Consider the following 23,674-nt stretch of genomic DNA (forward strand, 5'->3'; position numbering starts at 1 on the left):
TTTCTGTTTTAAAAGTTATATCGTAAACCCACACCTGCAGACGGTCGAAGCTGTTCCAGCGATGATCTCCAAAATACTTTTGCTCTTGCTTGAACCAGTAATACAAAATGATCGGATAAATAGGTTTCTAGGGATAATCTTCCTCCCGCGCCATAGATAAAGTTTTCTTCATTTAGAATCTTTGCTCCATCATATAGTAAATTATTTCCACGATTAATCGTTTCATAACCGATACCCCCGGTGATAGCTGTATTCAAGGAAATAGTTTTATTTCTATCGCCCAACAGACAGAAACTGTAACCCATTTCAATACTATAGGTTTCCTGCGGTATTCTCAGTTCTTTATATTCTGAATATTGTTTTGTATATTCCAGTGACCATAATCTGTAATTGCCGTTTCTGCCATTTATAATCAAACCTATGTTGAGGTAATGATTCTGAGCGGAGCTATCAGCGGATAAGGTTCCTGTATTTATTTCCAACCCTTTTTGTTTGGGTAGCATTCGCTGTCCCTGTACAATAGTGATGCTTGTTAATACAAACATCACTGCAAATAGATATTTTTTCATTGACTGTTTTATTTGAATTGCTATATTTTTAAAAGCATATTATTGACAAGCTTTGCATTTATCAAATCACTATTTTCTACCTGTAATACCTGATGCCTGCCACCGTTTTTTTCGAAAATTTCGATCCGAAGTATTTTGTCATCCCCTATGGTAAACTGATCTAACAGAAAGACATTCTGCTCCGTTCCATTTTCAATGATAGTATCCAACGGCTTGTATATTCTTAGAGGTTTCAATACTCTTTCCTGCGAAACTGTACGTTTGGCTACTTTTTTATCCACTACCTTGAAATTCACAAAATCAATCTGAAATGGAACGTTACTGTCATTGCGTAGCTGTGTATGGAAATAGTATTTGCCATTATGGATATAAATCCCTTTCAATAAAAATTCAATGCCAAAACTCTTTGAGCCAATATGCTTAACAATCCTTTTATCTTTTTTATAAATTGTTTCAAGAAGCAATCCAGTTAGGGTTGGCGAACTGCTACCCAGTTCTTCAAAGAGGACATCGTTTGCGTTTTCCTCTTCTGTAGATTTCTGCATTTTTAACAAGTCATAATTCAAGGTACTAGGACAAGAATCATATAAGACGTTGAAGTTGTAGAAACGACCATCATCAGTAATCACCGAAAAATTTGTTTCAGCCTCAAAATCGCGGACGGCTGCTTTTATACGCAATACATTTCCAGCATCTTCCGCTTTACCAGCGATCAGATAGTTACTTCCCAAATCCACATAGCGGATAGCAGAAGGGAAAATTAGATGGGAGGTTTTGTTATAAGTAACTTCCATTTGGTAAGGATTTATTTTTCCTAATGCGAGTGGAATACTATTATTGTCTTGAGCATAAGAGGTAATGGTAAAACCTGTAAGTGAGGTTAAAGCCAAGATTGATTTTAAAAACTGTTTCATGTTGTATTGATTTTTTGAGATTATTGATTTATTTTTTGGACACTAGAAATAACTGATGATCTGCTTTTAGTGCAATTTTGGGAGTTTTAACTTTCTTAGAAAAATAGCTTGAAATTCCTTGAATTACCCCTTTACTCATATCTGCCGCTATTTGCTGACCAGCAGAAGAAGAGAGCATCAGATTCGTTCCTGCAGTAGTACCCATGTTGGCAGCCATTTCTGTTAATGCACTCATCTCTGGAGAGTAAGGCACATATAGACCCTGTTGCCCGTCTAGGTCATACACACTAATATCTACTGGAATAATGTTACCTTCCAATTCCATAGAAATTACCTGAAGGTGTAAGCGTCCTTCTTTAAATTTAACCATTGCTGTTAATAGCGTTCCTTTTGGAATTGTTCTATCATTTGTCGTTGCATCTTCCAATATTCGTAAACGGACGTTGCTTTCCAAAGTAACTGTCTGTGTTTCGTGTATGCAGGCGCGGATACTGTTTTTGGGTTGAATGACTTCACTTATCGTGTCGGAATCAATGAATCTCCTGTTTCTCTCTTCCTTCCAATTCTTTAAAAATTCGGTATCAGTTGGTTCTCTGTACAATTCCGATACTACATCCTTTTTTAAAGGAAGAAAAGCAACAAAAGATTGCTTCTTTGGGCTTGCGGTCGCACTTTTTAGTGTTGATTCCTTTTGGACTGCATCGTCCTGAGATGGTTTTGGAAAATATCGCGATGCCATTTGATAGGATTTCTCCATTAAAGCTAATTGTGTTTCCACTGGATTTGCAGGGGCAGATTCTTTAACTGCCAATTGTTTTTTTAAGTCTTCCAACTCTTTACGAAGACTACTGTTTTCACTGTTGTTATCCTGATAAAATCCATCTATTGTACTTTGGACATTACGGTAACTCGTTAGTGCTGGGTTTGTTTTTGTTTGTGTAGGATGACCGGAATTGTTTATCATTTCTTCTCCACCTTTCAAAGTATCAGAAGTTTTTGAAGCATGACCATCAGCATTCCAATAATCAGAAAGTGATGTAAGTGCCGTTTGTTTTTCCTGCTCTTTTTGTTTTAAAATTTCCTCCTCATAGGCTTTTTGCTTGTCGGATTGCATGCCTTTATCACTAGCCTGTGGAACATTTTCATTAAGCCCAAAATCTTCTTTTTTAACCTTATCGGAGGAAGATGGAGCAAAAATCAAGTACATACATCCTAAAAAAACGATCCCCAGTAGTGAGAAGATAAGCGGTTTTTTAAAACGCTCCATTCTGGTACTGGAATTGTCATTTATCACCTTGGGGTTTGATTGATGATTACTTTCTGTAATCAATACATCAGGCTTCTTTTTTTCATTTTCTTTCATAACCTTAGGTTTTAAAATTGTTAATTATTTTATTGAACGGAACTACAACAGGCACTTTGTTTTTTGGAAGCGGACTTATATGTTCCATTTGAATATCCTTCTTCGATTTATGTACTTCATACCATACCTGAACAATTGCAACTGAATTGATCAGGATATATACAATAAAGCAATGCAGGATAATTTTCCTTTGACTTTTTCGTGAGGTTGCAACCCAGCGATCTTCTAATCGCTCCTCCCAATTGCTTATAGATGTTCTTATATTTTTCATTTCTACAACATTATTTAGCGTTCGATAATCTCTATGTCCTTGTTTTCAAGCACACTGAATTTTTCGATATTAAACCCTTGGGGATTGTTGTCCGAACGGACCGAATTAAGCAGAAAACAGGATGTTATCAAGCTTCTTTGAGTTACATTACTCGAACGTATGATAAACTGTTTAGCATAGGTTTTTACTACATACGGATAATGATCAAAGCTGCATTGCACGCTATCCACTTCAATACGCTGCTGTACATTACCTGAAATGATACGGTTATAATATCCTTTTTCTGAAAGGTCTTTGTAGTAATCAAAAGCACTTTTATCAGCCAGATTAAATGCCCTTTTCATATTACTATCGATAGCATTCTTATCTGGTGCCAGTGTAAAAAAGAGTTCGTGAAAACGACGTACATGTTCACGGGCTTCTACAGGTCTGTTTATAGAAGCATCCTGTGAAAGGGCGAGCATTAAAGACTTGCCATTATCCAGCACATATACTTTCTCTCTTTGCTTTTCAGCGAAGGAGTAGGATTTCCAAAGAGAATATCCAGTGATTCCAGCGCACAATAGGATAAATACTAAAGTAAAGAGCCTGATTTGCTTAAAACTATTTTCTATATTTCGAAGGGTCTTAAATTCCATTGTTTTGATTTTTAAGGTTAATTATTTCTTTAGGAGCTGTCCGCCAATATTTCCCACTGCGGAACCTGCACCTGCACCCGCAATATTTCCTGCTTTTTGAGCCGTCTGATTTACATTACGGTTAAAATTACCAATACCACCTGCCTGGATTATCCATCCTGTTACTGTTGGAATGGTGAAATAGCCAATGATTCCTATAATCATAAAAATGATATACACCGTATTGGAACTGTCGGGAATGAAGTTTGGGTCTGAAAGACTTTCAATATCCTTTTCCAGAATGAGTGATTGTATTTTAGCCAGCATCGAACTGAACAGATCGGCAACGGGCAGCCACAGATACACACTTACATAACGCGTGAGCCACTGTGTCAATGTGGATTGAAAACCATCCCAGACTGAAATGGCAAAAGCAATAGGTCCCAATATGGAAAGAACAATAAGAAAAAAAGTTCTAATAGTATCAACCACTAGCGCTGCTGCCTGAAACAAGATTTCCAATAATTCCCTAAAGGAATCTTTCATACTCTTTTCCAATTGGTACATTCCCCGTTCGATGTACATACCTGACATCGTTGCCAGGTCTTCAGGCGACCAGCCTAGTTCTTCCAATTTCTCATCAAAGGCCTCGTTTGTTGCCAGATAAGCTGTTTCGGGGTTTCGAAGCATGGCTTCGCGCTCCAAGAGATCCTTTTGTTGTTGCAGCACATTCAGATCCATTACCTGCCCTTCCAATATACCGTGTGTACCAGTTACAATAGGACTTAAAACCCCATTGATGGTTCCCAGTACAATCGTGGGGAAGAACATGATGCAGAGCCCAACGGCAAATGGACGCAATAGCGGATACATATCAATCGGTTCTGCACGACTAAGGGCTTGCCAAACTTTTACAGCCACATAAAAAAGAGCACCCAGTCCGGCAACACCTTTAGCTACACCAGCCATATCAGCAGATAGAGGTATCATTTCATCATACAAGGATCGTAATACCTCATGAAGATTATTAAATTCAACTAATAACATAAGCGTTCAGTTTACCAGTATTTTTGATTAGCAGTTCCGTAGAGTTGTAATACACGTTGGGTATCATTTTTTTTTTTTGCTCTAAGAAAACTCACTGAGATATTTTTGTTGGTGTAGTAGCGTACCAGATTATGATAGTCTTTTACCTCTTTGTAAACCCTGTCTATGATTTCCATACGTTCCTTATCATTGAGTGAAAGAGTCGAAGCGTTTATAATCTGTTTTAGTTCTTTCAGTAGTTCCGAACTTTCATTGAGCAGTTTGGAATAGCCAAAGGCAATGGAATTTAGTTCCTGTGGTGAGAAATTGGGATCGTTTATCATCTTGTTAAAATTGGAAACATACATTTCAGAAATATCGCCAACCAATAACACCGTCTGCTGAACTTTACGGGCATCTTTGACCAGATTGTTTACCGCCTTTAATTTGTCGTAGTACTCTTTTCCTTGATTATAGACTTTCTCTACTTCCTTGAAGTTTTTGATTACATTAGACACTGTGGAGGAGGTCTGTACTATTTCCTGCGCTGTATTAAGAATACTTTGTGCCAGATTAACAGGATCTGTAACCACAAATTGGGCTTTTGCCGGTGCAACGGCCAATACCATAGCCACACACACCAATTGCATTAATTTTTTCATTGTTTTAAAAATTTAAGAATTACTAATTATTTTTCTTTTTCTCTTCTTTCGGTTGCAATACGTTTAATGGCCTGTTCTACATTACCATCTAACTCTTGGGCGAGTTGCATTACTTCCAGCTTTTCAGTTTCCTCGGTAGTATAAGCGAGATACTCTTCAAGACTTACCTCAGTTGCATACACAGCAGAATGAGTTCCACCGAGTCCAATCCAGACTTCTTTGTACAATCGTGAAGGGTCATTATTCATATTGATGGATAATACCTGTGCTTTTTCCTTTTCAGTTAGACCGAGCATTGCCTGTATATCGTCAAACTTGTTCATATACTTACGCTGATCCAGCAGTATCTTACAATCGGAATTATTGATGATACTCTCTTTGACAATCGGTGACTGAATGATATCATCCACTTCCTGAGTAACCACTATTGCTTCACCAAAAAATTTACGAACAGTTTTAAAAAGGTATTTAATGTATTCTGCCATTCCTTCTTTTGCAATCGCCTTCCATGCTTCTTCAATTAATATCAATTTTCGAATTCCTTTGAGTCTTCGCATCTTGTTGATGAATACCTCCATAATGATGATGGTTACTATCGGGAAAAGGATTTTGTGATCCTTAATAGCATCAATCTCAAACACAATAAAGCGTTTGGACAATAAGTCAAGCTGTTTTTCGGAGTTGAGCAGGTAATCGTACTCACCACCTTTGTAGTAAGGTTCTAAGACGTTCAGAAAATTGGCAATGTCAAAATCTTTTTCCCTGACCTGCTTTTCTTCCAATACCTTGCGGTAATCGGTACGCACATAATCATAGAAACCATTGAATGAGGGTTGGACATTTTCCAGTTTGATCCTTTCGATATAACCGCTTACAGCATTGGACAATGCCACTTCTTCCGAACGTGTTGGCGGTTCATCATCCCGTTTCCAGAGTGTCAAAATCAGTGTTTTGACACTTTCCCTTTTTTCAATATCAAATACACCATCATCCGTATAAAAAGGATTGAAGGCAATGGGATTATCCTCTGTATAGGTAAAATATACGCCGTCTTCGCCTTTGGTTTTACCTTTGATTAGTTCGCACAATCCCTGATAGCTATTACCTGTATCTACCAAAAGTACATGAGCTCCTTGTTCGTAGTACTGCCGTACCATGTGGTTGGTAAAGAATGATTTTCCTGAACCTGATGGCCCTAATATGAATTTGTTACGATTGGTAATAATTCCTTTTTTCATTGGCAGGTCGGAAATATCCAAGTGAATCGGATTTCCAGTCAGGCGGTCTGACATTTTTATCCCAAAGGGAGATAGCGAATTCTGGTAATTGGTTTCTTCTGCAAAAAAGCAAAGTGCAGGCTCAATAAAAGTGTAGAAACTTTCTTCACTCGGAAAATCTGCTGCATTTCCCGGAATACCTGCCCAGTACAAGGTCGCTACATCTGTAGTGTTATGTCTTGGTTTGCATTCCATTAAAGCCAATGCGCTACCAGTATCATTCTTGAGTTGTTTTAATTCACTGGGGTCATCAGACCATGCCATTACATTGAAATGAGCCCGTATTGAAGAAAGTCCGAAGGAATGCGCCTCGTTCAGGTAACGCTCAATCCACTCTTTATTTATCTGATTGCTACGGCTATAGCGAGCCAGAGAATGCATATTCCTTGCAGACTTTTCAAACTTTCTTAGGTTCTCATCACTGTTATCTAAAAACAGGTATTGGTTGTAAATGTGGTTGCAATTCAATAACAATCCTACTGGAGCAGCAAATGACAAGCGGCAGTCGCTTCGGTCGGTTGACAGCTTTTCATAACGAGTGTCAGCCGACACAGTTCCCGGCAGATCATCTGTATCGGACAAGGTGTGCAAACACAACCTTTTGTTTCCAATACGTACTTCTTCAGCTCCTATTGCGATGTCCTGCATAGGGGTTTCGGCCTCTTTTGACAGTGTAAAGTATTGCTCCAGTAATCCCTGTTTTTCATCTGTCCCTACGATTTCCTCTTCACTTAGACGATTCAATTTTACAAATCCTGAATCGTTCAGGATTCTTTCAAATTGTGACACAGCCTCCATAAAACGATGAATAGTTTCTTTATCCCGAATTTCTTTGGGTATTAACGATCCTTTACACAATGAAGAGAAATTACTTTGCGTGCGCATTCGCTCCTTGGTGGTCTTGGTTAAAAAAAGATAGCAGTAATGATTTAGGAAAGGACGTTCGTTGAAATGCTGCTGATACGATTTTCCTAAAAAACTCAGTCCGTCCTGATCCATTTTTGGAGCATAATCCTCTTTGATAAACCAATCCTGTTTATGTACCACTGTAAAATCCGGAAGTGTTTTGATTGCTTTGTGCCAAGCTGAATGTATTGCTTCATATTCCGCTGATGCTATTGTAAAAAGCTCTGGCAGATGTACCTGAAAACAAGCCGTAATATCTGCATCTTTAGAAAGAATACAATGATTTTCTACTGCCAGTAAAGGAAATTTACTTTCCAATGTGGTGCCTTTGGAGGTGTTTCTCATAACTGCTTGTTTTTTACTGATGAAACATAACGGTTGATCTGCTTACGGCATAGAATATAGCGGGGGTGTCTTTTTCGTGCACCCACTTTCATGAGTCCGTGTTCTCCATACTTATTATTTAGAGAAAAGGTCTGCCAGATAATAAATGATGCCCCAGCTGTACCCAGTCCCAAACAGATGTAAGAGCTGATATCAATGATATACAGAATCATTACAAGGACAAGAATACCTAGCAGACCGCCTGCAAAAATGAATAAGTATTGCGCTTTGAGCCCTTTAAATTCGACAGTCCTTCCAATTCCTTTATTGATATTGTAATTGTTCATATAATCAATTTTAAAGGAAGAAGGAACGAAGAATGGTAGCTGCAACAATCAAGAAGATACACGCACCAAACCAGCTTGCCGCCGTCTTGCTTGTATCAGGATCACCTGAACTGAATTTGCCATACACTTTAACACCTCCAATTAATCCAACTACAGCTCCAATAGCATAAATAAGTTGGGTAGCAGGATCGAAATAGGACGTAACCATTTGAGTAGCTTCGGTGATACCCGCCGTACCGTTACCTTGTGCCAGCGCACTGAAACCTGTAAACATTACCACTGTTACCAACAGGACTTTTTTTCTTTGTTTTTCCATGATTTAAATACATTAAATTATTATGTCTTCCCGCACCTTACGGTCTTTCGGGGACAAATTTCTAATGGAAAAAGGGATGTTATAACAAAGTGGCAGTGAGAGGAATTACTTAGCAGTGAGTGGCGATTACAAATAGCATTTTAATATCCTAGTCCCTAATTATTTATGTTATTTATGTAGTTAACGTGTTTCATCTCCTGGTTAGCCAAAAGACAAAGATGATTGGAGTAAATATAATAGTTTTGGACGATCAGTTAATCCGATCTAACTTCTTTATGTGGTTATTATTGGCGTCGGTGAAGGTTATACAGGTGGTTCAACTAAATCTTATCCTATCCTTAATTATAATAGACAGAATTATAATCAATGGGATATCGAAACTGTTGCAAAATGCACTGGAATTCTTGATAGCTCGGGGTTCTCCACAAAGCATATATTGAAGAAGGAAATGATTCAACACAACTAATTAGGTTTACAATATAAATTATAAAAGGTCGACTACTATATGATATAATAATACTTCCTTGCCATTTCTTAAATGTTTAGCCTTTCCTATTCTGATATCAGTAAATGGGTAGTCATTTACCTCTTCAAATGACAAAAATAGATACGGATATTTATGTTTGGAAATGAACTTGGTGTATTTAGTCCAAAATTCACTAAATTTTTTAGCTGATGAATAGACTAAAATAAAATTGCATTCAAGACCAGAAGTGTCATATGTAAAAATCTTATTTATATGAAGTATTGTGTAATCAGTTTTAAGTGAATCTAAATTTAAAGCCTCAATAATTGTAAATGGGGAACCTTTCTTGTCATATATAAAAATATCGATTTCTCCAGCCGATTTACCAGCAGCTGATGTACTCCATCTCGTTTGATCTTTTGTGTTGTAATCGCTAGCTTCTAATATAGAAGCTATGAAAGTATTTCTATCATCTTCTGAATAATTTCCTCGGTATATTCTATTTCCTTGAAGTTTTATACATGCATTAACTAGTTTGTCGGTAAATTCTTTAATCGAAGGAGCTTTTAGTTCTTCAATTACATTTAAAAAATCCAAAGTACTTCTATCATTTTTTATTTTCAGTAATGTTTCATCTATGCTGGTATAACTTCTTTGTGGAAATAAGTTTTTAAGAGATTGTCTTATTGAATCAGATGCAGCCTTCTTATTAGAATCTTGATTACTTGCTGACTCTTTGAGGTAATTCAGAAAAATGAATTCCTCACTTTTCGAATCTAATTCAAAAAGTCTTGTATCGATTTTAGAAATTTGAGAATTAAAATTTAAAGAAAAATATGGTTCAATAAATTGGCTGCTAACCAACGAGGTAAAAGTTGAAGATAAAATACTTCTATTTAATCTCTCTTTTAATGTTTGGTTATTAATTTCAGAATATTGGTTGTAGAGCTGAGTCAAACTAATTCTATAATCAAGCCAATTTTCGGGATTTTCTTGCTCTATTAAATAAACCGAATTCAACACTCTATAAAATCCTAAATAAAATGGATTATTAGGGTGAATATTTGAAAAAGCTTCTTTATTGAATAATATATTAGCAGCCATCTTTAAACTTTGCTGAAAATTACCTTTTAGACTATTCATAGAATCGGTCAATAATGAAACTATAATTATATAAAATTGAGCATCAATTCTATTTTCAATAAACTCATTTGAAAATCTAAAGAAAATCTCGCTTTCTTTTAGATAACTTAAGGTTTCATCTTTTGTTAAAGATAAAAAACCTTTTTGCATATTTATTAAGCCGAGATTAAAATATGCCTCTGAAATTAGTTCTGTTTCCTCTTCTTTTAAATGGTCTTTAAAAATCGTTTCTATTTCACTACTTTCTTGGTCATAAAAAAAGAATAAATCCTTTAGGCGTTGTAATTTTAAGAACACATCAGAATTATTATTCCAGTTATCTACTAATAAATTTAATACTTGCCTTGTTTTTATTTTCTTTAAAAAAACACATTCTATAAATATTTCTAGTGCCCTTTTTCTAATGTTACTGTTTTCAGAATCATCTAGAATTATTTTGCTAAAAAGAACATTAAAATCAATATTTTCAGATGAGTCTACTATCTCGTTGACTTCGCAATCAAAAAAATAAAATTTTTCTGAAAGTGATAAAAAATTAAAATTCAATAAGTTAATTGAGCTACACATTAAAAGACATATGTTTCTGGTGGTGTAATATATTGATTCTCTATAACATCAATAAAACCTCTCTCGGCAGTTCCAATCAATATTTGCAATTGATTTCCGAATCTATTTTGAACGCTTTTAAGAACATTTGATAAACCATCTAAATATTTTGCATCTGCTTCTTCTTTACTTGGACTATCAATCATTAAAAATCTGGTATGTCGCCCAAAATTATACTCAATATCTAATTGAATTAAGCTTAAATAGAAAGCGATCTTTGTTCTTAATTGTTCTCCTTCTGCAATATTATCAAATGAGATAAAATCTCCGTCTTGTTTATATTGAATATCAAACTTCTCAGAAATATATATTTCAGTGATAGAGTTAAGGCCAAATTCATGAATTTCGTTTAACATCAATTCTTCTAATCTTTTTAGAACATTTTTGCCTAATTCATATCGCATTACATTTAGTTTACTTATTGCATTACTTAGCAATTCAATTTGTTTATCGTAGTTAATAACATCATTAGTAATTGCTAAATTTTCTATTTCAGAGATTTTATATTCTATAATTGCCTTATTGGCTATATACTTTTCTTTCTCTGAATCATCAGGTTTAATTTTTTCTTTTTCTATATTTATAATTCCTTCAATATCTTTTAATTGCTTGTTAAGTAACGTTGTGTTTTTAAAGCTTTCTTTCTGCTCTGTGAGATTATTTAGTTTAGAATGGATTTCATTATATATATTTTGTTGAATTTCATTATCTGAATCTAAAAGTTCTATTTCTTTGGCAAATTGAATACCAGCGATTTTCAAGTTTGCAATTTTATTAGTAAAAATTTCTTTATCTAAATCAGTTTCGGAATGTTCAATTCCCTCACTACACAAGGCACATTTATGTTCTTCTAATTTGATCTTTTTTTTATTTTCTGAAACCGTATGATTACAACTTGGACAATGTTTGATGTCAAGATTAGAAAAGAAAATACCAATGTCTAAATATTCTTCTAAGTCAGTTGTCTTTCTATCATTTTTGACAATTTCATTTTTTATTCTTTTTAACTCAGATTCATTATATGAAAGTTTTGATTGAAAAGAAGACAATGATTTTCTTAAAGACTGATTTTCATTTTCATTTGTTAATAATTTACTATTTTCAGCTTCAATTTCTTGTAGTATTATATTGTACTGCGAATAAAGTTCATTGATGTTGCTTTTTTCTAAATTTTTTTGATTTAATTCAATTATTAATTTGTTGATTTTGCCAAGTTCATCTTCTAGTTCAATTTTATTTCCTGATTGTTTCTTAATAGTCATTTCGGAAAATAGTTGTTGCTTGCCTTTATGATTGCTGAGCATTTCCTTTTTCACTGTTAATTGATTTATTGGATATGTTAGCTCCAAACCCAACAACATTTGAAATACTTTTTTATCTTGTCCACCAAAAAAACTGGTTGAATCTTTTGACTCAAGAAAAATGGATTTGAAATACGTACTCCAACTTGCACTTGATTCCAATAATTCATTACTTTCTTTTACCGAGCTTTTTTGTGTCCATTTTAATGAATAATAAGAAAACTGTTTAAAGAAAAAATCTTGAATCTGTATTTGATATTCAGATTCGCTTTTTGTATTTATTAAAGGCTCATTTTTATATTCCTCTAATTCGGCTAATGTTTTAACTGTTCCATTTAATAGAAGTGCCTTTAATCTTCCTTCAATATTTAAATATATTGTATAATCTTTATTGCTAATACTGAAGTTCAATAAAATATGTTTAATCCACTTTTTAATATTTGGCTTCAATGAATCTCTACCTGTAAGTGCATATTTAATAACTTTCAGAACACTTGATTTTCCCTTGAAGTTATCTGCTATCCAAATATTAATACCAGTTTCGATGTTTTGATGATAATCGATCCTTTTACCTGAATAATCTTGATTTTCACTTGTTGATTTTTCACCAAAGAAAGAAATATGGCTCAATTCAAGACTTTTACCAGTGGACAAAGGATTGTCTTTATTATAGGGCTCATTAATTTCTAAAAGATCTTCTACTTCCTTCGGAGATAATGAATCTTGAAATTCTGTTTGTAGTTCTTGAGTAAATTTTTTTAAATCAAATTTCATAATTGCTCGTTGTATATTTTTTTATATTCATCAACTACTAAACCTTGAATACTTCCAATATAATTTTTATAAGACGTATCTCTGTATTCTTCAACTTGATATTGAGCAACTTTTAATTGAGTGCCGCTTAAATCACCAAAATATTCTTTTATTAACAGGCATCTGTCGACATACCATTTTAAAGAAGGAAGTGCCGAAATATTATCATCCATCTTATTTATTGCTGTACTTGTAATAAAATAATGCTTTTCAATTGTTTTTAAATTTGTACTTTTTTTACTGGAAAAGTCTATAAAATCTATACTTTTTAAAAACCCAATAACATCATCAATATCTTCATAAGCTCCAAAAAAGAATCTCTCCATTTCGAGCCGTCTTATCGTTGGTTCCTTACTCTTAAAAATATCTGTTACGATGTTTTTTATTCCAAAACTTTTTGCGCTTTCTTTTTTTGCAATGTTTAGCAATTCAAATGCTAGATAATCTGGGTTTCTTAATAAAAAATCTATTTTTTGAATTCTAACTTCACTTTTGAAAAGTTTTTTATAAGTTGGATGAGAAGAGTCTGAATAATCTTCAGCAAAGAAGTATAATATTAAAAATATTCTTAATCTGTCTTTGTAAATTCTTACATTATTTTGTTCATCCATTTAAGATCTTTTTATAATGTACTAAATTACTATTTTAATTGCCTTTTGTATATCTATTAAAAAATTGTTATCAATAATATTTTGTTAGCAATTCTCTTCTCAAATTTGAAAGGGAGTAACTGTTCGCTAAATTCTAGAATTTACTTTAGTGTACTAATCTTTTTAGCAATTTGGATAATGTTGTTTCCAATAGAATTTAACTCGTTGGTAAGCGTAATTGTTTCTGTAATAAAATCTTTTAAAAATTGATTTCGATAAGTGGTTGCTATCGGTTTATTGAATATTTTTTTTCGAATATGATCACTTAATTTTCGGGAGGTGCTAGCTCTTAATTTGCTTTTGATTTTTGCATATTCTTCGGGTGTAAATGAAAGACTATTATGATATTAAAAAAATAGACAGGATTTAAAATTATCTGCTTTAAATGAAAATCTGGTAGATTTAAATGATTTATTTAAAGTTGGAGTTAAAAACCTTCTAAAGCCTTACAAATGCTGGGATACGGAAGATTTGATGATATCTAGAGATTTGGTTGGTTCGATATTCGCCAAAAATTTCACAATTCAACAAATGAGGTTCGAACCCAAATAAAAATGGAACGAAGAAGGATATTTATTCTTTGTCCCATCAAGTGACCATGATAGAAATTGAACCAAATTAATTTGATTTACAACTTATTCACAAATACTCCCCAATATCAAAATCCTCCCAATCATTTTTCCGTAAAGTGGAAGAACCGGAATTAGTTTCAGAAGAAAGGCTTCCGTCCAATAGCTCGGCTATTTTACGGGAAGCACTTTCCATGGAATTTTCCAGTAGGCTGAATAATTCGGTTCCCTGTATTTTCTGAACAATCGCAACCGCTGTTTCCTTTTGAGAAGGCTCCAATATGTCTTTTTGCAGCAACATCCCCACGGTACTTAGTTCTTCAAAGGTAACCCCTGAAGCAAAACCAAAACTATCATCTCCACTGGATATTCCGTACCTGTTCCATTCTTCCTCTTCCTCAAAATCAGGCATATTTCCAAAAACTTCATCTAGTTCTTCCTGCGGAATTTGTATATCGACCTCTTCACCGTCGATTTCAATATCAAAATTATCCGATTCCTGTTCCTGTTTTTTCTTTTGGCTTTCGTTGGCACTGTTTGGCAATAAAAGGCTTCTTCTGGGTTTTGGTTGCCCCATGATATCAGGCAGTTTCGGGTTAGGTTTTTCATGTCTTGGTTTTTGCTCCGTCCTTTTCTTGATAACAATTTTATCCTGAACCAACAAAGCAATAATTATCAGCAGACAAATCACTATTAGCATTTCCATAGCTTATAAAATGGGTTTAAAGTGTTCGTTAAAATAATTGGTAATATCCTCCCCAAATTCCCTAAAGTGGTGTTCTAGAATATTGTCAATGTAGGAATAGAGGGTTGTCTTTTCTTCTCTTGTTAATTGAACAATGCGGAGTAATCTTTCGTGATATTCAGGACGTATATAGACAACTTTCCCGTTACGCCCTGACGGAAACCGATTGACCAAAAATATTTCTTCATAGTCCACTTTCTTTGATGTGTTGTTTCGTACTTTTTCTCTGGACTTAGTTTCCTTTGGTACTTCCTGTTGCTGATTATTCTCTGGTGGCATACCTGACTCATTACCATCAATAACATTCATAAGATAGTCTTCGTCAACATTGGGCTTTTCAAAATCTTTTCTTGTCGTATCCGTATTCATAGCTTTATGATTTTATAGACGGATTATTTTTAAAAATTCCTCAATAAACAGATCCATTTTGGTCGCTTTCATTAGCTGTAATTCGGCAGCCATTAGGCTTGAACGAAATACATAATTGTTGGTGTCGTCCGTTTCCTTTCGGAAACGCTTGCTATCCATTATCCTTGTTTTCATTATGGGCAAATTGAGTTCTTTGATGACGCTCTGATAAGCTTCATACAAACCTGTTTTTTCCCTGCCGTCCACTTGATTCCAAAACAGCCACATAGCTTGTTCCTTGTTGCCTTCTTCCGTTTGTGGAAGACCGAGAAATGCTTTGGTAAAGCTCAATGTACTTTCTACCACTAAACGATCAGCAGTGATTGGCGAAAAGATAAAATCCATTGCTCTCAATGTGGTCAACACCCCTTTTGTATTAGCTGTTCCCGGCAAGTCAAAAAATATAACATCTGGCTCAACTGCCAATTGACTCATATATTCCAATGCTCTTTCCAAAGCATTTTCAGCTTTGCACTTGATAATAGGATATGCTTTTTTGTTGATAGTTTGAAACTGCTTCATTGCAGCCTTTTTATGGTAATCACTCTGCATGACAGTCTTTTTATCACGTTCCCGCATATTGGTTAGGCTGTGCTGCGGAAAGTCGCAATCCATTACCAGTACATTAAAACCTAAACGGTAGTGAAGAACACTTGCCGTCAAGGTGGTCATTGTAGATTTTCCCACTCCGCCTTTTTGAGTAGAGAAGCTAATTTTTAAAGTTTTCTTTCTTGTTTCCATTATTCAAAATTTTATTGTTGCTTTCTTTTTCTGTTTTGCGAGAATGAATAATTCTGTATCTCAATATTTCTTCATTCCGTTATTTCTTCATTTCCATTTGGGTACTTACCTGTATAATTATTTGCGTTCCTTTCAGCATTATCAGGTACATTCTTTAGCAAATGATAAGTTTTGCAAAAAGTAAAATGCTTTAGCAATTTTATACTTTTAAAACCTTATGCTTTTACTCCAAACTCTATGTATGCAAACCTCTTTTGTTTCCCTGTTAAAATCCATTTTTTACTACCTGCACTAAAACTGTACAGCAAATAAAGCCATTGATTAATTTGCTTCTTGAACTGTGGCCTCTAATGACATTCAGTGGCTCTCTTTGGCAGTGCAACACACTGCAATGGTTACTTATTCTGGACTTTCCTTTGTAAAGGCTTTAATCTGTTGAATTGATGAAAAGATCAAATCAATTTGTGGATGACAACTAGAACGGCCTCAAGCCGTTTTTCCCTCTTAACTATAATCCGTCCCGAAGGGCGGATTTTCCTTTCGCCAGAAAGGAGCAAGTTGTGTTTTGAGCTGCTGGAAATGAATTCCGCTGCTCAAAACAACTTGCTCTGCTGAGAGCTGAAAAACATCCTCCGAAGTCGATGTTTAATAAAATTATAAATGGATTTTTATGGACGAAAATAATAACATTCAATCAAAGAAATCTGGACGTAATCCTAAAAAGGATCCTGCCGTATTTCGATATTCAATATCATTGAACGCTGAAGAAAACGCCCGCTTTCTTTCCCTTTTTGAGCAATCAGAAATGAATGTAATAGCACATTTTATCACAGCCAGTATCTTTCAGAAGACCATTAAAACTATCAAAGTGGACAAGGCTACAATGGATTACTATATGCGATTAACCACTTTTTATGGGCAGTTCCGATCGATAGGAGTGAATTACAACCAGATTGTAAAGCTTCTTTATCGAAATTTTTCTCAGAAAAAAGCATCCGCTTATCTCTATAAACTGGAAAAACATACGACTGAAATGGCAGGATTATGTCAGCAAATCATAAAGCTTACAGGAGAATTTGAAACAAAATATCTTAAAAAAAACGACTGATATGGTGGCTAAAATTGGCAGAGGACAAAATTTGACTGGTGCGCTTTCTTATAATCAACTCAAAGTAGAGAAAGAAAATGCAACCATTCTCTTTACAAATAAGATGTTGGAAACTGCTGACGGTCATTTTTCTGTTGCTCAAATGTTCCGTTCTTTTGAGCCCTATTTGCTGGCAAATCGCAAAACAGAGAAAACGGTACTGCATATTTCCCTCAACCCGGATCCAAAGGACTATGTCAGTGATGAAAAATTTAATGCTATTGCACAGGAGTATATGCAAAAAATGGGATACGGGGAACAGCCTTTCGTAGTGTTCAAGCATACAGATATTGAGCGAACCCACATTCATATCGTTTCGGTTTGCATAGACGAACAAGGCAGAAAAATTTCGGATAGTTATGAGCGTAAACGTTCGATGAATTTATGTCGTGAACTAGAGCGAAAATACGGATTAGCCTGCGCAACAAAGAAGAAGCACAAAAAAAATGAGAAAGCTTTCCGCCCAGTGAATTATATGACCAATGACATTAAAGGCCAGATCGCTTCGGTCGTTCGGTATCTACCCAAATACTATCAGTTTCAAACTTTGGGCGAATACAATGCTTTGCTGTCTCTTTTTAATATTACGGCAGAAGAGGTAAAAGGAGAACTGCACGGGCAGCCCAAACAAGGTCTGGTCTATTTAGCCCTGAACGAAAACGGAGAAAAATCAAGTAACCCGTTTAAAGCATCTCTTTTTGGAAAAAGTGCAGGATACATAGCACTCCAAAATCATTTTACAGCGTCAAAAGACGCACTTAAAGAAAGTGATGCGAGACTTTCAATTATAAAAACAATTGAAATGACCCTAAAATCGGCCACTGAGGAACAGGGCTTTAAAAAACAACTGACTAAAAAAGGCATTAATGTAATTATTCGTAAAAATGATACGGGACGCATTTATGGAATTACATTTATTGACCACAATTCCAAAACAGTATGGAATGGTTCGCGTCTGGGAAAAGGACTCTCAGCCAATGTATTCAATGATTGGTGGAATAACGGGCTTCAACCGGAGGTCAAAAACACAAAGGATACAGAAACAATTTTGACAAAAACAGTATCCGAAAGTTTACCAGCTGACAAACCTCACGATTTATTTGATTTCCTAAGTAATCAAGGTCCTGTGCAAGTTGACGATGGACATAGCATTATAGAATGTTTCGGCGGGTTATTACCAGATGCTCAGGGAGTAGATTATGAGGGACAGGAATTTGCTGACCGCTTGAAGAAAAATAAGAAGAGAAGAAATACTACTTAAAACAAGAATTATGCAGGGAGAAGATGACTTAAGAGGATTAGCCAAGATTATGGAGTTTATGCGTGCCGTGAGTATTTTATTAGTATTGATGCACTCCTATTGGTTTTGTTATGGGTTCTTCAAAGAAGAACAGTGGACATTAGCTATCATTGATAAAATATTGAATAACTTCCAGCGAACGGCTGGTCTATTTTCCCATACAATGTATACGAAACTATTTACTTTGGTTCTTTTGGGATTAAGTTGTTTAGGCAGTAAAGGTGTGAAAAACGAAAAGATTACCTGGAGCAAAATCTATATAGCGCTCACGATAGGCTTCCTTCTTTTCTTTCTCAATACGCCATTACTTCGTCTGCCTACTGAAATGGCTACGTTCTTATATATTTTTACCTTGAGTTTTGGGTATATTTCACTGCTGATGGCTGGTGTATGGATGAGCAGGTTACTCAAAAACAACCTCATGGATGACGTCTTTAACACTGAGAATGAAAGTTTCATGCAGGAAACCCAATTGATGCAAAACGAGTATTCTGTCAATCTGCCAACCAAATTCTGGTATCAAAAAAAACAGCATAATGGCTGGATTAATATTGTAAATCCTTTCCGCGCGACTATTGTACTAGGTACACCCGGCTCCGGTAAATCCTATGCCATTGTAAACAATTACATTAAACAACAAATCGAGAAAGGCTTTTCGATGTACATCTATGATTTCAAGTTTGATGATCTTTCCACCATTGCTTACAACCATCTATTGAAACATGCCGACAAATACAAAGTCAAACCAAAGTTTTACGTAATCAATTTTGATGACCCCAGAAGAAGCCATCGATGCAATCCTATAAATCCCGATTTCATGACCGACATCTCCGATGCCTATGAATCAGCATATACCATCATGCTGAACCTGAACCGCTCTTGGATACAGAAGCAGGGTGATTTTTTCGTCGAAAGCCCAATTATCCTTTTGGCGGCCATCATTTGGTTTTTGAAGATTTATGATAATGGAAAGTATTGTACTTTTCCTCATGCGATTGAACTGCTAAACAAAAAATACGCAGACGTCTTTACCATCCTGACTACCTATTCCGAATTAGAAAACTATCTTTCCCCATTTATGGATGCATGGCAGGGCGGCGCTCAGGATCAGTTGCAGGGTCAGATTGCTTCTGCTAAAATTCCTTTGTCAAGGATGATTTCGCCACAGTTGTACTGGGTGATGACAGGTGATGATTTTTCGCTGGATATTAATAATCCCGCAGCCCCTAAAATCCTCTGTGTGGGCAATAATCCTGATAGGCAAAATATTTATTCAGCTGCTTTGGGATTGTACAATTCCAGAATTGTAAAACTAATCAATAAAAAAGGACAGCTCAAAAGTTCGGTAATCATAGATGAGCTACCAACCATATATTTTCGCGGTCTGGACAATCTGATTGCCACTGCAAGAAGCAATAAGGTAGCAGTATGTTTGGGATTTCAGGATTATTCGCAATTGACAAGAGATTATGGAGATAAGGAGAGTAAAGTAATTCAAAATACTGTGGGAAATATTTTTAGCGGGCAGGTTGTAGGTGAAACTGCTAAAAGTCTTTCGGAACGCTTTGGTAAAATATTGCAGCGACGTCAAAGTTTGACCATAAATCGTAACGACAAATCAACTTCCATTTCTACGCAATTAGAAAGCCTTATACCTGCTTCCAAAATCTCTACCCTGACTCAGGGAATGTTTGTAGGAGCTGTTTCCGATAACTTTAATGAGCGTATCGAACAAAAGATTTTTCATGCGGAGATTGTCGTAGATAATGAAAAAGTAGATACTGAAACCAAAATGTATCATAAAATCCCGGAGATACTTTCTTTTATAAATGAGCAGGGAGAAGATAGGATGAAAGCTGAAATTGAAGCTAATTATAAACAAATCAAACTAGATATTATTGCAATAGTGTCGGATGAACTTAAGCGAATTAAAAACGACCCAGACTTGCAACATTTGGTACCAAAGGCGGTTGATAAAAAAAGTAATACTCCTAAATAAACACAACTTTTCAGAGCTGCAATCAGGAGATTTTCACTTTCTGAAGAGGTTGTGACACTTTATCCTCTTGTTGCTTTTGTTCGGGATTCTGGACTTGTTGTTCAGAAGCAATTGATAATTGAATTTTTCGATCCATTGCTGCCAATTCGTTTTTTAATTCCCCCAGAGTATTCTCTTTAGTCCATACGCTGTTTACTATTTCTTCAAGGACAGGAACATCTTTTTCAATTTCACTTATCTTCTTCTGTTCCTGTCCTATCAATCCCGGTAGTTTCTCCAATGCATTTAAAAAGTTCATCGATGCCAGTTTAGGATCAGTCGCCATCTGCCCGTTGTTATAGGTATATTTGATATTACCTTTTCCTTGTATAAAGAATCGGTTATCTCTAATATTAACCCCTTCTTTTTGCGAAACCTCTGTTTTTACCAAAAGTGTAAATCCATACAATGTGCCTATTTCATTATACTGACCTTCTGTACGCGCTTTATCAGCAAGCAGGTTGAGCTTTTGACCAATCTGTTTTATATCTGCATCCTCCGATAATCCAATGAGCTTGACAGGATTCAATACAATACTATCCTTATTTTCCCGGAGGCGTTTTTCAATATTCTGCCAATCGATAGACATTCTTTCCATCAGGGATTTTGCAGATTCAAGGGTTGCCGTACTATTTTCCAGTTTATATCTTGACATAGACTTGGAACGGTTGAAAGCCTGCCTTTCACTTTCCAAGGAAGTAATCTTTTTTTCCAGTTTGGCTTTTTCCAGCAAATCGGTATTTCCTGAAAGAATGGCGACATATTCTGAGAAATTCATTCCTGATTTTTCATCCATACCTCCTTCGTCAATGGTACGCTTACCAAGACTATTGTTTTTGAGCTGATCAATAAATAATTGTTTATTGTGCAACAGGTTAAATTTGTAGCTGTCTAAAGATTTTTCAACTGCATAGATAATCACATCCACTTTGTTTTCTGCAAAAAATTTGGCAATCTCATTGCCTTTACGAATGGCTCTACCATCCCTTTGAGCTAAATCACTCGGTCGCCATGGCGTATCCAAATGATGTACAGCAACTGCACGCTTCTGGGCATTGACACCTGTTCCTAGCATATCGGTTGATCCGAATAATATCCTGATTTTTCCTTCGTTCATCGAGCTAATGAATTCCCTGCGCATCTTATCAGTTTTTGCCTCTTGGATAAAACGTATTTCATGTGCCGGAAGTCCGTGATCCTCAACCAGCTTTCGCTTGATTTCCGAATAGACATTCCACTCAGCCGGTTTGTAGGTGCCTAAGTCGGAGAATACAAACTGGGTTCCTTTTTGGGCATTAAAACGATAGTAATATTCCGCCACCTTTGCCGCACAATGAGAAGCCTTGCTATCCGGATGGTCGTCGTATTTCTGACTTATCATCCGCATGTCTAACGACATCTTGCGGGCATAATCGGTAGCAATTAGCATCTTTGCTTTTTCTTCGGAGTCAGACAATTTTGATCTTCCCAATAGTGTCGCATCCCCCGTTTTGGCAAACTCCATCAGATTTTTTATAAATACTTCCTGCTGCGGGGTTGGTGGAATATTATGCAGTATTTCATTCTTTTTCGGACGATCAATACCAATATCTTTTGCCGTGCGGTAATCCGTAATCTCTGAGTAAAACTGAGCCAGTTCCGGTACTTTTATAAAATATCGGAAGCGTTCTTTTTGCACAATATTGTTAGCAACCGAGAATTCATAATCGGTAGTCTTACGTGCATAGATAGCAGCCCAAGCATCGAAACAATTGATGCCTTGTTTCTCTAATGCTTGTGGACGCAGGTATTTGAACAAAAGATACAATTCAGTAAGCGAATTACTAATAGTAGTTCCAGAAAGAAAAGTAGCTCCTAAATCTTTTCCGCTTCGCTCCTGAATGGTGCGAATGGCAAATAGCAGGTTCAATGCCTTTTGGCTACCCGTCATATTGCCCAAACCAGCGACACGGTCATGGCGGGTATTGAACATGAGGTTTTTAAAACGGTGGCTTTCATCTACCAGTAAATGGTCGATGCCCATCATTTTGAAATCCACAACATCATCTTTACGATTTTCAATGTCATGTTCAAGTGTTCTGAGTTTGACTTCTAAGTTTTGTTTTCGAACAATAACTCCTTTAAGCATAGCACGTGATACTTCTTTTCCTTGGGATTCAAGCACTGAGAGGTTTTCTTTAACACTATTTAATTCTGTTTGCAAAATCTCCTTTTGCATTTCGGGTAACTGCGGAATCATCCCGAACTGGTCGTGTGTCAGGATAATACAATCCCAATCATTGTTTTTAATATCCCCGAAAATACGCAGGCGTTTTTGAGGTGTGAAATCTTCTTTACCTGGATACAATATTTTAGCATGGGGATAAGCTGTACGGTAGGTTTCTGCAATTTCATGTACATTGGCTTTTAGCCCTATAATCATCGGTTTATGTGCCAATCCCAAACGTTTCATTTCCTGAGCAGCCGTACACATAATAAGTGTTTTTCCTGCACCCACCTCGTGGTCACAAATGGCTCCCCTATTTAGTTTGATCATCCATACCGCATCCTTTTGGCTGGAATACAGGTCTTCTATTCCCAATGCTCTTCTGTCTAGTCCGGGAAAGCCTTGATGGCTACCGTTATATTGTGGACGGACAAAACAATTAAAGGTCTCGTTGTATTTATCAGTCAGGCGGTTCTTAAATTCATCGTTCTGGGCATAGAGCCATTCAGAAAATGCTTTGCGGATTTCATCAATCTTGGTATTAGCCATTTGGATTGCTTCCATATCCCTAACTTTCACTTCCTGATCGCCTAACATTACTTTTTTGGTAATGTCAGGCGTGGTATTAACCAGTGCGTGTTTAAGCAGCGTAATCCCTTCAAAGGTGCGACTTTGGGATTTTACAGCATACTTTTCCGTGGCTCTTCGCCTAAACTAGTGGGTACATCTTTTATACGTTTCCAAGATAATATATCATAGCAATGAAGTTTTCCGAATTTCGATAGCCTCTTGCCCTAGATCTGGCTAATTGCATCACGCTGTTTAGTCCTTCTGAAACGGCATTAGTTATCCCTGTTGTGATTGATTTGATTATTCCATTGTAATGTGCATAAATCGTCTTTATAAAAGTATTGATTGGTCTTAATTCCAATGACAAAGCTCGTTCTAT

20 protein-coding genes and 2 pseudogenes are annotated in these 23,674 nt (G+C 35.8%); 3 read left to right on the top strand and 19 right to left on the bottom strand.

Annotation, left to right across the window (positions count from 1 at the left end; genetic code table 11):
- Positions 1-8 precede the first annotated feature (8 nt).
- The 17 genes and pseudogenes from AC8GF4_RS12375 to AC8GF4_RS12455 form a co-directional block, all read right to left on the bottom strand.
- Positions 9-545, bottom strand: coding sequence for a conjugal transfer protein TraO (locus AC8GF4_RS12375; protein ID WP_506595036.1), 537 nt, complete (start codon positions 543-545; stop codon positions 9-11).
- 44 nt (positions 546-589) lie between these two features.
- Complete coding sequence (traN, locus tag AC8GF4_RS12380) at positions 590-1,483, bottom strand: conjugative transposon protein TraN (RefSeq protein ID WP_506595037.1); 894 nt, start codon at positions 1,481-1,483, stop codon at positions 590-592.
- Positions 1,484-1,511: 28 nt separating this feature from the next.
- A complete protein-coding gene (gene traM, locus AC8GF4_RS12385; RefSeq protein WP_506595039.1) occupies positions 1,512-2,813 on the bottom strand; it encodes a conjugative transposon protein TraM in 1,302 nt (433 codons plus the stop codon).
- A 37-nt stretch (positions 2,814-2,850) separates the two neighbouring features.
- Entirely contained in the window at positions 2,851-3,117 is a 267-nt protein-coding gene (locus AC8GF4_RS12390) for a hypothetical protein (RefSeq protein WP_506595041.1), read from the bottom strand.
- A 14-nt stretch (positions 3,118-3,131) separates the two neighbouring features.
- A complete protein-coding gene (gene traK, locus AC8GF4_RS12395; RefSeq protein WP_506595043.1) occupies positions 3,132-3,755 on the bottom strand; it encodes a conjugative transposon protein TraK in 624 nt (207 codons plus the stop codon).
- A 21-nt stretch (positions 3,756-3,776) separates the two neighbouring features.
- Positions 3,777-4,781: a conjugative transposon protein TraJ gene (gene traJ, locus AC8GF4_RS12400; RefSeq protein WP_506595044.1), complete on the bottom strand. Its 1,005-nt coding sequence runs from the start codon at positions 4,779-4,781 to the stop codon at positions 3,777-3,779.
- An 11-nt stretch (positions 4,782-4,792) separates the two neighbouring features.
- Positions 4,793-5,422 carry a DUF4141 domain-containing protein gene (locus AC8GF4_RS12405; protein ID WP_506595045.1) on the bottom strand — a complete coding sequence of 210 codons (630 nt, stop codon included), beginning with the start codon at positions 5,420-5,422 and terminating at the stop codon, positions 4,793-4,795.
- Positions 5,423-5,448: 26 nt separating this feature from the next.
- Positions 5,449-7,950 (bottom strand): TraG family conjugative transposon ATPase, encoded by a 2,502-nt coding sequence (locus AC8GF4_RS12410; RefSeq protein ID WP_506595046.1) that lies wholly within the window; start codon positions 7,948-7,950, stop codon positions 5,449-5,451.
- Complete coding sequence (locus AC8GF4_RS12415) at positions 7,947-8,276, bottom strand: DUF4133 domain-containing protein (RefSeq protein WP_506595047.1); 330 nt, start codon at positions 8,274-8,276, stop codon at positions 7,947-7,949. The genes AC8GF4_RS12410 and AC8GF4_RS12415 overlap by 4 nt, the downstream gene beginning before the upstream one ends.
- 10 nt (positions 8,277-8,286) lie before the next feature.
- Positions 8,287-8,592 carry a DUF4134 domain-containing protein gene (locus AC8GF4_RS12420; RefSeq protein WP_506595048.1) on the bottom strand — a complete coding sequence of 102 codons (306 nt, stop codon included), beginning with the start codon at positions 8,590-8,592 and terminating at the stop codon, positions 8,287-8,289.
- A 484-nt stretch (positions 8,593-9,076) separates the two neighbouring features.
- On the bottom strand, positions 9,077-10,747 hold the full coding sequence (locus AC8GF4_RS12425; RefSeq protein ID WP_506595049.1) for a hypothetical protein: 1,671 nt from the start codon (positions 10,745-10,747) through the stop codon (positions 9,077-9,079).
- 20 nt (positions 10,748-10,767) lie between these two features.
- Positions 10,768-12,882: a hypothetical protein gene (locus AC8GF4_RS12430; RefSeq protein ID WP_506595050.1), complete on the bottom strand. Its 2,115-nt coding sequence runs from the start codon at positions 12,880-12,882 to the stop codon at positions 10,768-10,770.
- The gene (locus AC8GF4_RS12435) at positions 12,879-13,532 is read right to left on the bottom strand and encodes a hypothetical protein (protein WP_506595051.1); all 654 of its coding nucleotides are present in this window, start codon (positions 13,530-13,532) and stop codon (positions 12,879-12,881) included. Before AC8GF4_RS12435 ends, AC8GF4_RS12430 begins: the two co-directional genes overlap by 4 nt.
- Positions 13,533-13,672: 140 nt before the next feature.
- Positions 13,673-13,897, bottom strand: a pseudogene (locus tag AC8GF4_RS12440) (plasmid mobilization protein); the annotation flags it as partial.
- A gap of 313 nt (positions 13,898-14,210) precedes the next feature.
- Complete coding sequence (locus AC8GF4_RS12445; RefSeq protein ID WP_506595053.1) at positions 14,211-14,846, bottom strand: conjugal transfer protein TraD; 636 nt, start codon at positions 14,844-14,846, stop codon at positions 14,211-14,213.
- A 3-nt stretch (positions 14,847-14,849) separates the two neighbouring features.
- Positions 14,850-15,254, bottom strand: a complete 405-nt coding sequence (locus AC8GF4_RS12450; RefSeq protein WP_506595055.1) for a DUF3408 domain-containing protein — start codon at positions 15,252-15,254, stop codon at positions 14,850-14,852.
- Positions 15,255-15,266: 12 nt separating this feature from the next.
- Positions 15,267-16,034 (bottom strand): ParA family protein, encoded by a 768-nt coding sequence (locus tag AC8GF4_RS12455; RefSeq protein ID WP_506595057.1) that lies wholly within the window; start codon positions 16,032-16,034, stop codon positions 15,267-15,269.
- A gap of 670 nt (positions 16,035-16,704) precedes the next feature.
- Here AC8GF4_RS12455 and mobA point away from each other — a divergent pair.
- Genes mobA through mobC form a run of 3 tightly spaced genes read left to right on the top strand, consistent with a single transcriptional unit; the run spans position 16,705 to position 20,480 of the window.
- Positions 16,705-17,142, top strand: coding sequence for a conjugal transfer protein MobA (gene mobA / locus AC8GF4_RS12460; protein WP_506595059.1), 438 nt, complete (start codon positions 16,705-16,707; stop codon positions 17,140-17,142).
- Position 17,143: 1 nt separating this feature from the next.
- Positions 17,144-18,442, top strand: a complete 1,299-nt coding sequence (mobB, locus tag AC8GF4_RS12465; RefSeq protein ID WP_506595075.1) for a conjugal transfer protein MobB — start codon at positions 17,144-17,146, stop codon at positions 18,440-18,442.
- 10 nt (positions 18,443-18,452) lie between these two features.
- The gene (gene mobC / locus AC8GF4_RS12470) at positions 18,453-20,480 is read left to right on the top strand and encodes a conjugal transfer protein MobC (RefSeq protein ID WP_506595060.1); all 2,028 of its coding nucleotides are present in this window, start codon (positions 18,453-18,455) and stop codon (positions 20,478-20,480) included.
- 22 nt (positions 20,481-20,502) lie between these two features.
- Here mobC and AC8GF4_RS12475 read toward each other — a convergent pair.
- Together AC8GF4_RS12475 and AC8GF4_RS12480 are read right to left on the bottom strand one after the other, a co-directional pair.
- A pseudogene (locus AC8GF4_RS12475) lies at positions 20,503-23,421 on the bottom strand (helicase-like domain-containing protein); the annotation flags it as partial.
- A 34-nt stretch (positions 23,422-23,455) separates the two neighbouring features.
- Positions 23,456-23,674, bottom strand: a 219-nt coding sequence (locus tag AC8GF4_RS12480) for a transposase (protein ID WP_506595061.1), incomplete at its 5' end; no start/stop codon positions are given.

It is taken from the genome of Flavobacterium rarum (SeqCode) (genome assembly GCF_965234445.1).
GTDB classification, from domain to species: Bacteria; Bacteroidota; Bacteroidia; order Flavobacteriales; family Flavobacteriaceae; genus Flavobacterium; species Flavobacterium rarum.

Coding starts and splice junctions, on each gene's coding strand:
- AC8GF4_RS12410 (WP_506595046.1), bottom strand. CDS start 7,950: ATGAGAAACACCTCCAAAGGCACCACATTGGAAAGTAAATTTCCTTTA.
- mobA (WP_506595059.1), top strand. CDS start 16,705: ATGGACGAAAATAATAACATTCAATCAAAGAAATCTGGACGTAATCCT.
- AC8GF4_RS12415 (WP_506595047.1), bottom strand. CDS start 8,276: ATGAACAATTACAATATCAATAAAGGAATTGGAAGGACTGTCGAATTT.
- AC8GF4_RS12445 (WP_506595053.1), bottom strand. CDS start 14,846: ATGGAAATGCTAATAGTGATTTGTCTGCTGATAATTATTGCTTTGTTG.
- AC8GF4_RS12435 (WP_506595051.1), bottom strand. CDS start 13,532: ATGGATGAACAAAATAATGTAAGAATTTACAAAGACAGATTAAGAATA.
- AC8GF4_RS12375 (WP_506595036.1), bottom strand. CDS start 545: ATGTTTGTATTAACAAGCATCACTATTGTACAGGGACAGCGAATGCTA.
- mobB (WP_506595075.1), top strand. CDS start 17,144: ATGGTGGCTAAAATTGGCAGAGGACAAAATTTGACTGGTGCGCTTTCT.
- AC8GF4_RS12390 (WP_506595041.1), bottom strand. CDS start 3,117: ATGAAAAATATAAGAACATCTATAAGCAATTGGGAGGAGCGATTAGAA.
- traJ (WP_506595044.1), bottom strand. CDS start 4,781: ATGTTATTAGTTGAATTTAATAATCTTCATGAGGTATTACGATCCTTG.
- AC8GF4_RS12405 (WP_506595045.1), bottom strand. CDS start 5,422: ATGAAAAAATTAATGCAATTGGTGTGTGTGGCTATGGTATTGGCCGTT.
- AC8GF4_RS12450 (WP_506595055.1), bottom strand. CDS start 15,254: ATGAATACGGATACGACAAGAAAAGATTTTGAAAAGCCCAATGTTGAC.
- AC8GF4_RS12420 (WP_506595048.1), bottom strand. CDS start 8,592: ATGGAAAAACAAAGAAAAAAAGTCCTGTTGGTAACAGTGGTAATGTTT.
- mobC (WP_506595060.1), top strand. CDS start 18,453: ATGCAGGGAGAAGATGACTTAAGAGGATTAGCCAAGATTATGGAGTTT.
- AC8GF4_RS12430 (WP_506595050.1), bottom strand. CDS start 12,882: ATGAAATTTGATTTAAAAAAATTTACTCAAGAACTACAAACAGAATTT.
- traK (WP_506595043.1), bottom strand. CDS start 3,755: ATGGAATTTAAGACCCTTCGAAATATAGAAAATAGTTTTAAGCAAATC.
- AC8GF4_RS12455 (WP_506595057.1), bottom strand. CDS start 16,034: ATGGAAACAAGAAAGAAAACTTTAAAAATTAGCTTCTCTACTCAAAAA.
- traN (WP_506595037.1), bottom strand. CDS start 1,483: ATGAAACAGTTTTTAAAATCAATCTTGGCTTTAACCTCACTTACAGGT.